Source organism: Pseudomonas sp. TUM25319, assembly GCF_056388475.1.
This window is the reverse complement of the sequence record NZ_CM150751.1, coordinates 2,457,983-2,470,648: the sequence shown is the minus strand read 5'-3', so window position 1 is coordinate 2,470,648 and position 12,666 is coordinate 2,457,983. Positions and strand designations below refer to the sequence as shown.

The 12,666-nt window shown below is 60.9% G+C and carries 17 protein-coding genes, 1 tRNA gene and 1 pseudogene; 14 read left to right on the top strand and 5 right to left on the bottom strand.

What is annotated here, in order from left to right:
• Window positions 1-35: 35 nt before the first annotated feature.
• Both AC05QJ_RS11760 and AC05QJ_RS11755 read right to left on the bottom strand, forming a co-directional pair.
• The gene (locus tag AC05QJ_RS11760) at window positions 36-341 is read right to left on the bottom strand and encodes a DUF6388 family protein (RefSeq protein ID WP_476747016.1); all 306 of its coding nucleotides are present in this window, start codon (window positions 339-341) and stop codon (window positions 36-38) included.
• 244 nt (window positions 342-585) lie between these two features.
• A tRNA-His gene (locus AC05QJ_RS11755) sits at window positions 586-661 on the bottom strand.
• 832 nt (window positions 662-1,493) lie between these two features.
• On the opposite strand from AC05QJ_RS11755, the gene AC05QJ_RS11750 reads away from it, so the two are divergent.
• A complete protein-coding gene (locus AC05QJ_RS11750; RefSeq protein WP_476747015.1) occupies window positions 1,494-1,835 on the top strand; it encodes a hypothetical protein in 342 nt (113 codons plus the stop codon).
• Window positions 1,836-1,984: 149 nt separating this feature from the next.
• Here AC05QJ_RS11750 and AC05QJ_RS11745 read toward each other — a convergent pair whose 3' ends face one another.
• From AC05QJ_RS11745 to AC05QJ_RS11735, 3 genes are all read right to left on the bottom strand, one after another.
• On the bottom strand, window positions 1,985-2,746 hold the full coding sequence (locus AC05QJ_RS11745; protein ID WP_476747014.1) for a DNA adenine methylase: 762 nt from the start codon (window positions 2,744-2,746) through the stop codon (window positions 1,985-1,987).
• Between the two features lie 62 nt (window positions 2,747-2,808).
• A complete protein-coding gene (locus tag AC05QJ_RS11740) occupies window positions 2,809-3,846 on the bottom strand; it encodes a phage portal protein (protein WP_476747013.1) in 1,038 nt (345 codons plus the stop codon).
• Window positions 3,843-5,600: a terminase ATPase subunit family protein gene (locus AC05QJ_RS11735; RefSeq protein WP_476747012.1), complete on the bottom strand. Its 1,758-nt coding sequence runs from the start codon at window positions 5,598-5,600 to the stop codon at window positions 3,843-3,845. The genes AC05QJ_RS11740 and AC05QJ_RS11735 overlap by 4 nt, the downstream gene beginning before the upstream one ends.
• A gap of 154 nt (window positions 5,601-5,754) precedes the next feature.
• Between AC05QJ_RS11735 and AC05QJ_RS11730 the strand changes: the two genes are divergently transcribed.
• The 13 genes and pseudogenes from AC05QJ_RS11730 to AC05QJ_RS11670 all read left to right on the top strand — a co-directional run bounded on the left by AC05QJ_RS11730 (window position 5,755) and on the right by AC05QJ_RS11670 (window position 12,621).
• Complete coding sequence (locus tag AC05QJ_RS11730) at window positions 5,755-6,594, top strand: GPO family capsid scaffolding protein (protein ID WP_476747011.1); 840 nt, start codon at window positions 5,755-5,757, stop codon at window positions 6,592-6,594.
• 43 nt (window positions 6,595-6,637) lie between these two features.
• The gene (locus tag AC05QJ_RS11725; protein WP_476747010.1) at window positions 6,638-7,645 is read left to right on the top strand and encodes a phage major capsid protein, P2 family; all 1,008 of its coding nucleotides are present in this window, start codon (window positions 6,638-6,640) and stop codon (window positions 7,643-7,645) included.
• A gap of 11 nt (window positions 7,646-7,656) precedes the next feature.
• Window positions 7,657-8,355 (top strand): phage terminase small subunit, encoded by a 699-nt coding sequence (locus AC05QJ_RS11720; protein ID WP_476747009.1) that lies wholly within the window; start codon window positions 7,657-7,659, stop codon window positions 8,353-8,355.
• A gap of 102 nt (window positions 8,356-8,457) precedes the next feature.
• Window positions 8,458-8,934 carry a head completion/stabilization protein gene (locus AC05QJ_RS11715; protein ID WP_476747008.1) on the top strand — a complete coding sequence of 159 codons (477 nt, stop codon included), beginning with the start codon at window positions 8,458-8,460 and terminating at the stop codon, window positions 8,932-8,934.
• Window positions 8,934-9,146 (top strand): tail protein X, encoded by a 213-nt coding sequence (locus AC05QJ_RS11710; RefSeq protein WP_476747918.1) that lies wholly within the window; start codon window positions 8,934-8,936, stop codon window positions 9,144-9,146. Before AC05QJ_RS11715 ends, AC05QJ_RS11710 begins: the two co-directional genes overlap by 1 nt.
• A gap of 21 nt (window positions 9,147-9,167) precedes the next feature.
• Window positions 9,168-9,521 carry a putative holin gene (locus AC05QJ_RS11705; RefSeq protein WP_476747007.1) on the top strand — a complete coding sequence of 118 codons (354 nt, stop codon included), beginning with the start codon at window positions 9,168-9,170 and terminating at the stop codon, window positions 9,519-9,521.
• A gap of 1 nt (window position 9,522) precedes the next feature.
• Complete coding sequence (locus tag AC05QJ_RS11700; protein WP_476747006.1) at window positions 9,523-9,801, top strand: phage holin family protein; 279 nt, start codon at window positions 9,523-9,525, stop codon at window positions 9,799-9,801.
• On the top strand, window positions 9,798-10,634 hold the full coding sequence (locus AC05QJ_RS11695; RefSeq protein ID WP_476747005.1) for an N-acetylmuramidase domain-containing protein: 837 nt from the start codon (window positions 9,798-9,800) through the stop codon (window positions 10,632-10,634). The genes AC05QJ_RS11700 and AC05QJ_RS11695 overlap by 4 nt, the downstream gene beginning before the upstream one ends.
• The gene (locus AC05QJ_RS11690) at window positions 10,631-11,101 is read left to right on the top strand and encodes a hypothetical protein (protein WP_476747004.1); all 471 of its coding nucleotides are present in this window, start codon (window positions 10,631-10,633) and stop codon (window positions 11,099-11,101) included. The genes AC05QJ_RS11695 and AC05QJ_RS11690 overlap by 4 nt, the downstream gene beginning before the upstream one ends.
• Window positions 11,098-11,469, top strand: a pseudogene (locus AC05QJ_RS11685) (Rz-like lysis system protein LysB); the annotation flags it as partial. The gene AC05QJ_RS11690 and the pseudogene AC05QJ_RS11685, both read left to right, overlap by 4 nt.
• Window positions 11,390-11,656 (top strand): Rz1-like lysis system protein LysC, encoded by a 267-nt coding sequence (gene lysC, locus AC05QJ_RS11680; RefSeq protein WP_476747003.1) that lies wholly within the window; start codon window positions 11,390-11,392, stop codon window positions 11,654-11,656. The pseudogene AC05QJ_RS11685 and the gene lysC, both read left to right, overlap by 80 nt.
• A complete protein-coding gene (locus AC05QJ_RS11675) occupies window positions 11,640-12,173 on the top strand; it encodes a phage tail protein (RefSeq protein ID WP_476747002.1) in 534 nt (177 codons plus the stop codon). Before lysC ends, AC05QJ_RS11675 begins: the two co-directional genes overlap by 17 nt.
• Window positions 12,166-12,621: a phage virion morphogenesis protein gene (locus AC05QJ_RS11670; protein WP_476747001.1), complete on the top strand. Its 456-nt coding sequence runs from the start codon at window positions 12,166-12,168 to the stop codon at window positions 12,619-12,621. The genes AC05QJ_RS11675 and AC05QJ_RS11670 overlap by 8 nt, the downstream gene beginning before the upstream one ends.
• The last annotated feature ends 45 nt before the right edge of the window (window positions 12,622-12,666 follow it).

Genomic DNA, 12,666 nt, shown 5'->3' with positions numbered 1-12,666 from the left:
CGCCCACCCGAGCGAATGAATTGATTCACAACAATTCAGGAAGCCTGACCGTCGATCTCATTGAAATCGCAGTACTCTTCCCAACTCATTCCCAAGGCTTCTGCCACCTCGCGATGAACCTCCAGGCGCATGACCTGCAGCTCCTCCGGCGATTCGGCAACCAGGCGCAGCGTCAATTCCCAGGGCTCGATACCCTGCTCCTGGGCTTCATCCTCGAACGCCCACTGGATCTGTTGCTGCTGCTCGACCTCGCTCAGGGCGGCGATTTCTGCCAGCAACTGCGGATTGGCCTCAGCGAAGCGCTCCAGCGCAAGCGCTTGACGGGATTCTTTCGCGATCATCTTTCTACCTTGCTCTACAACGTAGCGGCATTGGGTCAACCGCCTGAAATCTAACAGCTTTCATTCATGACTTGCTAGCCGTCGAGCAGCGCGGAATTCGCCACGCAACAGAAAGCGACATCTCATGCCTGAAAAAAGCAAAAGGCCGCGCAATGCGGCCTCTCTGCACGGGCTCCAGCCCCCGAAGAGCCTGAAACGCCAAAAGCAAAAGGCGCCGGATTTTCATCGGGCGCCTTCTGAAATATGGGGTGGACGAAGGGAATCGAACCCTCGACCACAGGAATCACAATCCTGCGCTCTACCAACTGAGCTACGTCCACCATATTGCGATACAACTAACGGTTTTCACCTGCCTCAGCAGAAGGCGGTGAGAACTTGAATGGTGCGGACGAAGAGACTCGAACTCATCAACCTGCTACCACCCTGCTTGCGGGCCGCGATTCTAGGGGCTTGCAGGTAGGGCATGCAAGCTTTTTTGTTCCCAAGATGTTCCCAGTCTGGTTGTGGACGTCACTGCGCAGGCGCCGGGCAGGCAGGAAATCGCCGTTTCATGTTGACCCATCAAAAAAAGGTAATTTTGGTAATTTGATTTTCAAAATGCTCTGGAGGCCACGTAGTTCAAGGGCTCCAGCGTTTTTAAAAAAGGTAATTTTTTGGTAATTGAAAGGTAATTGGATTACCTCTGAGAAAGGTTGGCAGGACGAAAAATCAAATCTTTTAAAATCAGTCACTTAGAAAAAAATTACCTTTTGCCTTACCTCAAATTACCTTTCGAGGTAATCGCTGGAGGCCCTATCGCTCAAGGGCTGGAGCACTGGTTGGCACCCGACCTAACCAAAATTACCTATTTTTGAAGGCCAACCTGAAAAGCCCAGACAGAGGCGCGATCCTCAGCGAAAGAAAGCCACCCTCGCAGGGATTCGCAGGGATATTGCCCACCGTATGCCCCACGACCGCCCATAGCCTGCATGGCCTCTGCTGGGGCGCAGGGGCGCGGAAAAAGTGGGACATTTAGCCCGCCGGCGTGGCGTGGGGGAAGTGACGCGCGCCGGGTGAAAAATCCCTGCGCCGCGCTCGGTCGTCGGCTTGGCTCGCGAATCAGGAAAATCGCTGATACTGTTCATTCATACAGCATTAAGTGGAGTGCGAGCCGTGCTCGTTGATGACAGCGGATTCGAACTGGGTACACCCACGCGGGAAGAGATGCTGCGCCACCAGGTGGTGCTGCTAAAGCATGAGCGTGAAGACGTCTGGCTTCGTCTGGCCAAGGCGAACGATGACATCCATCAGCTTGTTGAGATCAATGAGCGCCTGAACCGTCAGATCATCGATCTCCGGCGCCAATTGCATGAACGGCGCGAGCCACATAAAGACGAACTTGCTCGAGGAGTACACCCAGGCACCTTTCCGACTTGGGGCATGCGGATGCCAAGTGATGAAGAGGTTCTGGCATCGATCGCGGAGCGGAAAGAAAAGAAGCCAGAACCCCCGTAAATACTGGGCCAAACCTTAAAAATCGATGGTTTGAATACAGCCAAAGTGCTAGGATTTACTGGGGTTTTGCATACCTCAATTCGGCTTTTTTAGGTCCACCGAGACACAAAAAAACCGTCACAAGGACGGCTTTTTGCTGCACCAAGCGGTCACCAGTTGAAGTAGATCAACTCGTTGGCTGCCTTCCCTCCTTTCCCGCTGACCATGTGGCGAAACGGCACCACCTTCAGGCGCAGATCCGCGAATACCTCCCGGATCTGCGGATGGTCGTTGATCGAGATGACCATCTTCCCGCTACACGACTTGGCCAGGTCGGCCATGGCCAAGTACTGCTCGAAGCCGAACTGACCTGGACAGTAGCCCGCCGTGTCCCAGTACGGGGGATCCAGGTAGAAGAGCGTGTGCTCTCGATCATACCGGCGGACACATTCCTGCCAGTCGAGGTGCTCCACGGTAGTCCTGGCCAGACGCAGGTGCGCCTCGCTGAGTTTCTCCTCGATACGAAGTAGATTCAGCCGCGGAGCCGAGGTGGTGGCGGTACCGAACGTCCGGCTGGTTGGCTTCGCTCCGAAGCACAACTGCTGCAAATAGAAGAAGCGTGCGGCGCGCTGGATGTCCGTCAGCGTCTGCACGGCCTGCATGTTGGCCCACTCGAACATCTTCCGGCTGACCAACGACCACTTGAACTGGCGGATCAGTTCCTCCAGGTGATGGGCGACCACTCGGTAGAGGTTCACCACCTCCCCATCAAAGTCGTTAATGACCTCGACCCGGCTGGGTTCCTTCATAAAGAAAAGCGCGGCACCTCCGCAGAATGGCTCTACATAACAGTCATGGTCGGGAAACTCGGGCAGGATGTGCTTTGCCATGCGGCGCTTGCCGCCCATCCAGGGAAAAATCGGTTGCGACATCAATAGTCCTTTCAATAGTCCTCAGGCGACCGTCCGATCGCCCTCCTTGCAACGCCTCGGGGTTACGCCTTCGGCGGCAATTCAAACGGCTGGAAGCTGACAACCTCCTCCCCCAGCCAATCATTCACCTGGGCCAGTCGCGCCTGCACGGGCTCCAACTCGTTCACCGCCCAGACCTCCGTCGCCTCGCGGATCGAGCCGAACCCGCCGGCGTTCTGCGGCACCACCCCCATCAGTTGCGGCGGGATCCGCAGAGCCGCCAGCAGGTCGTCGCGGCTGATGTTCTTGATCGCCGCGAAGTCGTCCTTCGCCGCCACCTCGCTGATCGGCAGCAACTGGATGCCGTCCTTTTTCCCACCAGGTGCGTACATGAACAGGTTGCGGAAGTTGCCCGGTCCCTTGCTGTTCTTCATGGCCTCACGCAGGTCGTCGACGAATTTCTCGTTCTGGACGGCATCGGTCATATAAAGGACGAATCCAGCATGGCTGCCGTTCTGGTAGTACTTGCGCCGGAACAGCGTCGCGCTTTCGTTCAACAGCGCGCTCTGCAGGGCCGCCATCCACTCCGGCAACCCGTAGACCTCCTGATTGATGTCGGCCTCGCGCAAGTGGCAGACGCTGCCGGTCTTGAACTGGTGTTCGTCCTTCCACCCGCGCACCTGATAGTAGGTGTCAAGGTCAGTACCGCGGCGCATGTACTTGGCCAGGCATGGCTGTAGACCCAGAGCCCGGCCGAGCATGTTGTCGCGCTTCTCCAGGTACAGATTCCCGCACCACCCCCAGTCCATGACGATCTGCTCGAAGGCCTGACGGCTCAATAGCCGGTGCGGTCGGAAGGTTCGGACCAGCATGTTGCGTTTGAAGTTGAGCCCGGACTGCAGGTACACGCTCGCCCGCGTCGACCGGGCCAGTCCGTCGAGCGAGACCGGCGGCTCATACCATCGCCCGTTGGACCAGCACTCCAGGTAGTCCAGGATCTCGCGCCCATCGAGCACCGGTACCGGCTCCCCGAACGAGAACGCCATCGCCTTGCTGCCCTGCCCTTGAGCCAGCAGTTCCCCCTCGACGACCGGGGCCTGCCCGCCGTTGTGTTCGCTCATTGGTAGATCTCCATGAACCCTGTGTTCGTCGCCGTCTGGCCTTCCAGAGGCTCGTTATGAATTGCGTGGAATAGCGCCCAGGCCAGGTCAGCGTGACCGGTGGTTTCGGTACGACCGGCGACGAAGGTGAACTGTCGTCCGCCGGGAGTGACCGTCTTGCGGACGGCCATCAGTGCCTGGGCGAGGTCCGTCCAGCCGGCGTCGAACTCCAGCCGGCCCTTGCTGATAACGTCCCAGGCCTTCATCACCAGGCGCCCCTTCAATTCGACGTTGTAGGAAAACGCCCGGACGGCCGGGAAGAACTGCTTGACCAACTGCGCAACCGCGCCACCGATGCCGGTGGTGTCGATGCCGATGTACGTGACCCAGTAGCGCTCAGTCACCTTGCGGATCGTCTTGGCCTGGTCGTTGAAGTCCATGCCCCGGAACTGATGGCGCTCAAGCACCCGGAACTTGCCGCCGGGCACAAGCGGCGGCGCGACCACGACCAGGCCGGCCGAATCCCCGGTTTCCGCGGGGTCATACCCCACCCATACCTGCCGATCGGCAAAGGGCCTGGCCGCGAACGGCTTGTAGTCGTCCCAGTTAGACCAACTGTCCACCATGCACGGCTGCAGCATGGTTAACGGGAAGATGCTGGCCCCATCGTCGACGAACTGGCACATCAGCAGGTTCTGGAACGCGGCGGCGTCGTATTCGAGCCGCAGCTCATCGATGTCGAAAAGGTCGCAGCCGCGCTCCTCGGCGTCGAGGATCGTGACGATCTGCCGCCAGACCCTGTCTTCGCACAGCCGGCCCTGCTGCAGGGCGCTGTGGCTGACATCCAGTTTCAAGTGCTGGGCAGCCGGCTTGCCCTTGTTGAACCGCTCGCCGGTCCAGAAGGAATAGGCTTCGTGCGCCATTGAGCTGGGCGTAGAGAAATAGGTCCGGCGGTAGCGCTTCTGCATCGCCATGCCGGACGCGACCTTGTTCAGTTCCTTGAACTTGAAGGTCCAGAAAAACTCGTCGAAGTAGAAATTCCCGTGATAGCCCTGGGCAGTACGGGCGTTGGTACCGAGGAAATGCAGCTCGGCTCCGTTGGACAGAATGATCGGATCACCGATCAGTTCCACGCCGATGGTGTCGCGGGCGAACGCCTGGATGTAGGCCTTGAAGATGTGGGCCTGCGCCTTGCTTGCCGATAGGAAAATCTGATTGCGCCCGGTGGTCAGGGCGTCGATCAGCGCCTCCCTGGCGAAGTAGAACGTGGCGCCGATCTGGCGGCTCTTGAGGATGGCGCGGGTTCGCTGGTTCCCAGCGCGGTACCAGTCGAGCTGGTAGTCGAAACAGCCCTCGACGAAGGCCTCGACCAACTTCTCGGTCAGTTCCTCGGGGATCTCGTTGCGCTTGGGTTTGCGCTTCTCGCCCGCGTTGCGCTTGGCCAGCTCCGGGTTCAAGTCGGTTTCGGTACCGCCGGCCTGGAAGCGCTCGATCCGCGCCTGCCGCTCCAGTTGGCGGTGCAGCAGATCGATCTCTTTGAAGTCCGTCCCCGACTTTGGGTCCTTCAGGAGGAGCTGCACCAGGCGAGCTTCCGTCGCGGCCTGAATGCGCTGCAGCGGCGTGGCCCGGTCCCACTCGTCGCGGTTCTTCCAACTGTGGAGGGTCTTTTCCTTCTCGCCGATCAGCTCGGCGATCTCGCACACGCGATAGCCCTGCCAATACAAGTGCTTGGCGTGCCGGCGGTGATCGGTAGGTAAGTCGACGATGGTTTCCATGGCGCCGATGCTGCCGTTCGCGCACGCGATCCCCTATCTGCGCACCCTGTAGGACCGCTCCCTACAACGTCGCCGCGTTGCCGTGACCGTGCGCACTGCCGACCATGCCATCAACGCAACGGCAACCGCCGAAACGCATTGAGGACAGCTCCTGATGAAGAAATACCGTTCCAAGTGGTTCCGGGTCGCCGTTGAAGGCGCAACCACCGACAAGCGCAAGATCGAACGCTCCTGGCTTGAGCAAGCTGCGAAGAACTTCAACCAAGCCACCTACGGCGCCCGCGTTTGGCTCGAGCATTTCCGCAGCGTGCTGCCTGACAGTCCGTTCAAAGCCTATGGCGACATCGCTGCCGTCAAGGCCGAAGAGGTCGAGATCAACGGCCAAAAGAAACTTGCTCTATTCGCGCAGATTGAGCCGACCGATGACCTGATCGCCATGAACAAGGCACGGCAGAAGATCTACACGTCGATCGAGATCGATGACAGTTTTTCCGATACCGGCGAGGCATACATCGTCGGCCTGGCCGTTACCGACTCACCCGCAAGCCTGGGCACCGAGGTGCTGGCCTTCTCCGCGCAGAAACCTGAAGCCAGTCCTTTCAAGGACCGGCATTACTCCGCGACCTCGATGTTCACCGAGGCGTTGGAAACCGAGTTGGACTTCGAGGAAGTACAGGCCCAAGAGACCAAGACCTCCGGTCTGTTCTCACGGGTTCTGGACGCACTCGGCAAGAGCAAGGAGAAGTCGGTCAAGGATGACCAACAATTCAGCGAACTGACCGACGCCGTCGAGGCGCTGGCCACTCATGCCAAAGATCAGAACGATCTTTTCGTGGCCGAGAAGGCCGCACGCACCCAGCTTTCCAGCAAGGTCGACAAGCTGACCGCAGACCTCGGCACGCTGGTAGATCGCCTTGGAAAAACCCAAGACCACAACACTCAAAAGCGCCCGCCGGTAACCGGTGGTGATGGTCGCGACGTTACCGACTGCTGACCTGAACACGGACCAACCAAGGCAAGGATTACCGGAGAACCCCATGCGTAATGAAACTCGCGCCCTTTTCAACGCCTACCTGGAGCAACTTGCGAAGCTCCACGGTGTGCCAAGCGTCACCACCAAGTTTGCCGCTGCACCCGCGGTCGCGCAGAAGCTGGAAAGCCGTATCCAGGAGTCCAGCCAATTCCTGACGTCCATCAACATCTATGGCGTACAAGATCAGATGGGCGAAAAGATCGGCCTCGGCGTCAGTGGCAACATCGCCGGAACCACCGACACCGACGTCAAAGCTCGCGAAACTCGTGATCCAAGCGGCCTGGATGACCGCGGTTACGTCTGCACCCAGACCAACTTCGATACACACCTCAAGTACGCCAAGCTCGACGCCTGGGCAAAATTCCCGGAATTTCAATCTCTTATCCGGGACGCAATCATCAAGCTGATGGCATTGAACCGCATCTGCATTGGATGGAACGGCATCAGTCGCGCTGCTACCTCGAACTCGTCTACCAATCCGTTGCTCCAGGATGTGAACATCGGCTGGCTGCAAAAAATGCGGATCGAAAACGCTCCACGAGTCATGTCCGAAGTTGTCGATGGAAGCGGCAAGATCCAGATCGGGTCCGGCAAAGACTTCGAGAACATCGATGCCCTGGTATTCGCGATGGTGAACGAGCTGATCGATCCCTGGTATCAGGAAGACACAGAGCTAGTAGTTGTCTGCGGCAGGAAGATTCTGGCCGACAAGTACTTCCCAATCATCAACAAGAACCAGGCGCCAACCGAGATGCTGGCTGCCGACATCGTCACCAGCCAGAAGCGTATCGGCAACCTCCCTGCAGTCCGTGTGCCGCACTTCCCGGCCAACGGCCTGTTCGTCACCAGGCTGGATAACCTGTCCATCTACTGGCAGGAAAACACCCGTCGTCGCACCGTTGTCGACAATGCCTCCCGAGATCGTATCGAGAACTTCGAGTCGGTGAATGAGGCGTATGTGGTCGAGGATCTCGGCTGCGCTGCACTGGCAGAAAACATCGAGATCAGTTGAGGAGCGTCGACATGACCAACCCCTGCCGACGCCACTTTCAGCGTGTCAGCGCCGCCCAAGCTGCTGCGGCCATAGCTCCTGAGCAGACCATGGACGGCGCCACGCAATACGAAATCATGATGGCCAAGCTCCAGCAGGATCAGTTCCGCCTCAAGCAGCTCCAGTCCGGAGAGGCCAAGGGCAAGCTCAAAGCCGAGCTTCTTCCTGACTACATGCCATACATCGATGGCGTGTTGCAGGCCGGCCAAGGCGCGCAGGACGACGTGGTGGTCACTGTCATGGTCTGGCGCTTCGACGCCGGCGACTTCGACGGGGGCCTCGACGTTGCGGCCTACGTCCTGCAGCACGGCTTGAAAATGCCCGACCGGTTCAACCGGACCACCGGCTGCGTGGTTGCCGAGGAAGTCGCGACTGCAGCACTCAAGGCTCAAAGGGCCGGCGAGTCCTTCTCCCGCGACACGCTGACCCGCACGGCAGAACTCACCGCCGACTACGACATGCCGGACGAAGCAAGGGCCAAGCTAATGCTCGCCCTGGGCAAGGCCACACTGGAAGGTCTGGACGACGAAACGCCGGGCCAGCCTGGTCAGATCGCCGCCGGCATCGAGCTGCTGAAACGCGCCATCGAGCTGCACGGCGCCTGCGGTGGCAAGACAGACCTGGGGCGCGCCGAGCGCCTCCTCAAGATACACGCCGGCACCACCGGCTAACCGAGCGTCCCACGCAACCCCGGCGGCTCGGGGCGATCAGCGGCCAGTCACTGGCCTCCCTGTGAAACCCCGACCACCGCCGACTTTTCAGAGCATGCGACGATGAGCGGATTTATTGCCGGCGGCCTACCGGCCAGCGCCCCTGCACCTGGTGCGCACATCAATACGGACGCCTTCTGGCCGTCGATCGACATCGACAAGCTACGCGCCACGCTGCGGATCGACTCAAGCGTCACCGCTGCACGGCTTGAAACTGCTGTCATCGCGGCGGCAATCAGCGTCAACGACGAGCTGGACGAGTGGCGCCTTGCGAAGCTCGCCGAGGGCATCACCGCCTTGGCCGACTTTCCGAGCATGCCCGTCGCCGACACCACCAAGCACCTCTACCTGTATGGTCGCGCCATCGAAGCGGCCACCGGCGCCGAAGTCTGCGAGCGGTACCGCAGCTACGACACCACCGCCAGCGGAAGCAAGAAAGCCGACGACGAAGCCCCGACGATCGAGGACTACCGGCGCGACCAGCGCTGGGCCATCCGTGACTTTTTGGAAAAGTCGCGCACCACCGTCGAGCTGCTGTGATGCCTGCCCAACTGCGCACGATCCAGAACGACACCGTCGACGCCCTCTGCTGGCGGCACTATGGCCGCACGGCCGGCGTGGTTGAGGCAGTGCTCGACGCCAACCCCGGCCTTGCAGACCACGGCCCGCAGTTGCCCACCGGCCTGCTGGTCAACCTCCCCGACCTTCAATCCTCGGCCCCGACCAGGGCGATGGTGAACCTATGGGACTGACAACGAAAAGGACGACACACCATGGCTGACCCGACTTCCTCAACCATTGCCGGCGTGCTGATGGGCCTTGGCCTGGCCACCGCCGTGCCGCTGATCGACGGGGGCGCCCTATTCGGTGCTGTCCTGGGCGCTTGGCTGGTGACCAGTACCAAGCGCGACCTCAAGGTCTGGCAGCGGATCGGTTCGCTGACCCTGTCGGTCGGGGTTGGCTACCTGTTTGCTCCCGTGGCACTGGCTTTCGCTCCCGTCCTGAACTCCGGCGTGGCGGCATTCGCCAGCGCCTTGGTCGTGATTCCGGTGAGCATCAAGTGCATGGTCTGGGTCGAGCAGGCCGACCTGTTCGAAATCGTCCGCCGCATCCGTGGAGGGAGCTGAGATGTCGATCATCACCACTGCCGTGCCGCTGATCACCGCCGCCGCCTACTTGCTCGGCTCGCTGCGGCTGATCTGCTACACCCGCGGCGAAGCCCGGTACCGCCTCGGGATCTCGCTGCTGGCCAGCCTGCTTGGCGCAGCTTTGTGCATCAATGGATTGGAGCTACTGCTCTATCGGCCGCCGATCAGCTTTTGGCAGCCCGTAACGGCCGTGTTGCTCTGCATCCAGATCTGTCGATCCCGCGGCAATGTCGCCGCCTTACTGAGGCCCGGCGTATGACGACTCTCCGACACGGCGACCGCTCCCAGGCCGTCCGCGACCTGCAACGCAAACTCAATACCCAAGGCGCGAAGCTGGAGGTCGACGGACACTTCGGCGACGAGACGGAAAAAGCCGTCATCGCGTACCAGCGCCGTGCAGGTCTGGTGGACGACGGCGTTGCCGGGCCCAAGACCGTGGCCAGCCTACAAGGCGCCGACTGCCAACTCCTGCTCAAGGGCGCGGATCTGGCCAAGGCCGCCACACGGCTCGGCGTGCCGGTGGCCGCGGTCTATGCGCTGAACGAAGTCGAGTCCAAGGGCCGGGGCTTCCTGGACAACGGCAAGCCGGTGATCCTGTACGAGCGCCACATTATGTTTCGCCAGCTCCAAGTCCCCCGCGGGACAGACGACGAGAACCAGCTCCAGCAGCGCGCCCGGCAGTTAGCCGCCCAGTTCCCGACGCTGGTGAACGAGAAGGCCGGCGGCTACATCGGCGGTACCGCCGAGCACCAGCGGTTGGCCAGCGCCCGCCAACTTGATGACACCGCCGCCCTGGAGTCCGCGTCTTGGGGAGCGTTCCAGGTCATGGGGTTTTGGTGGCAGCGCCTGGGCTACAGCAGCGTCCAGGACTTCGTCGCGGCCATGTCCCGCAGCGAAGCCGCACACCTGGAGGCGTTCGTCCGCTTTATCGAAACCGATGCAGCACTGCACAAGGCGCTCAAGGCCCTGAAATGGGCCACTGTGGCCAGCCTCTACAACGGCCCGGACTACAAGCGAAACCTGTACGACGTGAAACTGCAGCGCGCATATGAGCGCTACCAGGACTGCGGATGCGGGCAGGTGGCAGCATGAAGAAGCCGGCTTATCTCGAAATCAGCCCGAGGCAAACGGGGAAGACAGAGCGTCTGATCGCCTTGGCTTGTAGCGTCTTGGACGCTGGCCGCAAGGTCTGCTTTAGATCACGCGCTGCAGATGACATACGACGGCGATTGCCCGGCGCATTGGTAATTAAGCCAGGCGCTCGTTTGCCTACCGATTTAGTGGAGGAAGAGTACGCCTGGTTCTTCGATGAATTTGACTGGTTTAAACAACCCGCCGACTTCGTCGACGGAGGGTTCTACTCGACGACACCGCGATTCCTTCGCGACATAGACGCGGACCCGGCCGATGACCTGCTGTTGCAGCTGTTGAAGGCCAACGACAACGTCTTGACCCGCAACTACTGGCCGTTCGACATGATGGAGACCCTCCAAGAAGCCCGCAGGTATCACACACCCGAGGATTTTCGCCTGCTGTACCTCGGTGAGTGCTTCAAATGATCGACCTTCGCACTGGCGCCCTGGCCGGCGCCCTGATCTTCGCGGCGGGCGCCGGCCTCTGGTCGCTCGCGCAGCACAAGCTTCTCAATGCGGCAGGCGAGACAAGACAACTCCTCGAAGACCAGGTCAAAGCCGCCCAGGACGAAGCCCGCCAGAACTTGGCCACCGCCACCGAACTGAACCAGACCCTGAACCGCGAGCGCGAAACCCAAGTCCAGCAGCTCCAGCTCCTCGGCGAGCTGCGCCTTGGCCTGGCCGATCGCCGGCGACAGATCGAGGACCTCAAGCGTGAAAACGAAGACCTTCGCAACTGGGCTGACCAGCCTCTGCCTGACACTGCTCGCCGGCTGCGCGAGCGCCCCGCCCTCACCGGCGCCGACGCTTACCGTAACTGGCTGTCCCGCAGTGGTGCCGTGCGCCCTGCCGGCGACAGCGCCGGCGAACAACGGCCAACTGCTCAATGACCAGGATCTGGTCGAACATGCCTGGGCCGAGTGCGCGGCCCAGGTCGACCGCGTCTACAAGCACCAGGTGAACCATGAACAAGCCCGATAGTCTGCGCGCCCACCTGCTTGCCGAGGTACCCGATCTCGCCCGCAACCCCGATCGCCTGCTGACATTCATCGACAAGGGCAAAGTCCGCTGCACTGCCGCACCGACACTGTCCTTCGAGTATGAGTACACGCTGCAGTTGATCCTCACCGACTTCCCCGGCCACCCCGACACCGTGATGATTCCGATCCTCGGCTGGGTTCGCGTGAATCAGTCCGAGCTGCTGGCCAACCTGGACAAGTCCAAGGACGGGCTCAAGTTCGAGGCCGATATTCTGGATCACAGCAAAGTCGACCTGAGCATATCGCTGCCACTGACCGAACGCGTGTTGGTCAAGCTCAATGACCATGGCAAGTACGACGTAAGCCATCCGGCCGACCAGGGCTATCAGGTGTACGGGCCACAAGGCCCGATCGAGATCTACGCCAACGGCGAGCACCAGGTAACGTACCAGCCGCCAGCCCCACCGGATGGCATGGCCCTGGCCAGCCCACACCCGAAGCGCCCAACCCATGGCTGATCTCGAATCGCTCGACGGCTGGATGAGCCCGCTGCTCCAGCGGATCGCCCCTGCAGAACGTGCCAAGCTCAGCCGCTCGATCGCCACGCAACTGCGCCGCTCCCAGCAGAAGCGCGTCGACGCTCAGCGCAACCCGGACGGGTCTGCCTATGCACCGCGCAAGCCCGGTAAACTCCGCGACAAGCAGGGCCGGATCAAGCGCAAAGCGAAGATGTTCAAGAAACTGCGGTCCGCGACCTGGATGAAAGCTCGGGGCGACAAGAGCCTGGCGACTGTGGGCTTCACCGGCCGAATCGCCAGGATTGCCCGCGTTCACCAGGACGGCCTGCGCGACCGCGTAGAGCCCCGCGGCCCAAGCGCGCTGTATGAACGCCGCGAGATCCTCGGCCTCACCGACGACGACCACCAGCTCATCCGTGACGCCCTGATCGCCCACCTCTCCCTGTAGCACGCGCCTCTACAAGCCCGCCGTGCTGCGCGCGCACGAACCCGG

Coding starts and splice junctions, on each gene's coding strand:
- AC05QJ_RS11760 (WP_476747016.1), bottom strand. CDS start 341: ATGATCGCGAAAGAATCCCGTCAAGCGCTTGCGCTGGAGCGCTTCGCT.
- AC05QJ_RS11745 (WP_476747014.1), bottom strand. CDS start 2,746: ATGTCGCAACCGATTTTTCCCTGGATGGGCGGCAAGCGCCGCATGGCA.
- AC05QJ_RS11740 (WP_476747013.1), bottom strand. CDS start 3,846: ATGAGCGAACACAACGGCGGGCAGGCCCCGGTCGTCGAGGGGGAACTG.
- AC05QJ_RS11735 (WP_476747012.1), bottom strand. CDS start 5,600: ATGGAAACCATCGTCGACTTACCTACCGATCACCGCCGGCACGCCAAG.
- AC05QJ_RS11730 (WP_476747011.1), top strand. CDS start 5,755: ATGAAGAAATACCGTTCCAAGTGGTTCCGGGTCGCCGTTGAAGGCGCA.
- AC05QJ_RS11725 (WP_476747010.1), top strand. CDS start 6,638: ATGCGTAATGAAACTCGCGCCCTTTTCAACGCCTACCTGGAGCAACTT.
- AC05QJ_RS11720 (WP_476747009.1), top strand. CDS start 7,657: ATGACCAACCCCTGCCGACGCCACTTTCAGCGTGTCAGCGCCGCCCAA.
- AC05QJ_RS11715 (WP_476747008.1), top strand. CDS start 8,458: ATGAGCGGATTTATTGCCGGCGGCCTACCGGCCAGCGCCCCTGCACCT.
- AC05QJ_RS11710 (WP_476747918.1), top strand. CDS start 8,934: ATGCCTGCCCAACTGCGCACGATCCAGAACGACACCGTCGACGCCCTC.
- AC05QJ_RS11705 (WP_476747007.1), top strand. CDS start 9,168: ATGGCTGACCCGACTTCCTCAACCATTGCCGGCGTGCTGATGGGCCTT.
- AC05QJ_RS11700 (WP_476747006.1), top strand. CDS start 9,523: ATGTCGATCATCACCACTGCCGTGCCGCTGATCACCGCCGCCGCCTAC.
- AC05QJ_RS11695 (WP_476747005.1), top strand. CDS start 9,798: ATGACGACTCTCCGACACGGCGACCGCTCCCAGGCCGTCCGCGACCTG.
- AC05QJ_RS11690 (WP_476747004.1), top strand. CDS start 10,631: ATGAAGAAGCCGGCTTATCTCGAAATCAGCCCGAGGCAAACGGGGAAG.
- AC05QJ_RS11675 (WP_476747002.1), top strand. CDS start 11,640: ATGAACAAGCCCGATAGTCTGCGCGCCCACCTGCTTGCCGAGGTACCC.
- AC05QJ_RS11670 (WP_476747001.1), top strand. CDS start 12,166: ATGGCTGATCTCGAATCGCTCGACGGCTGGATGAGCCCGCTGCTCCAG.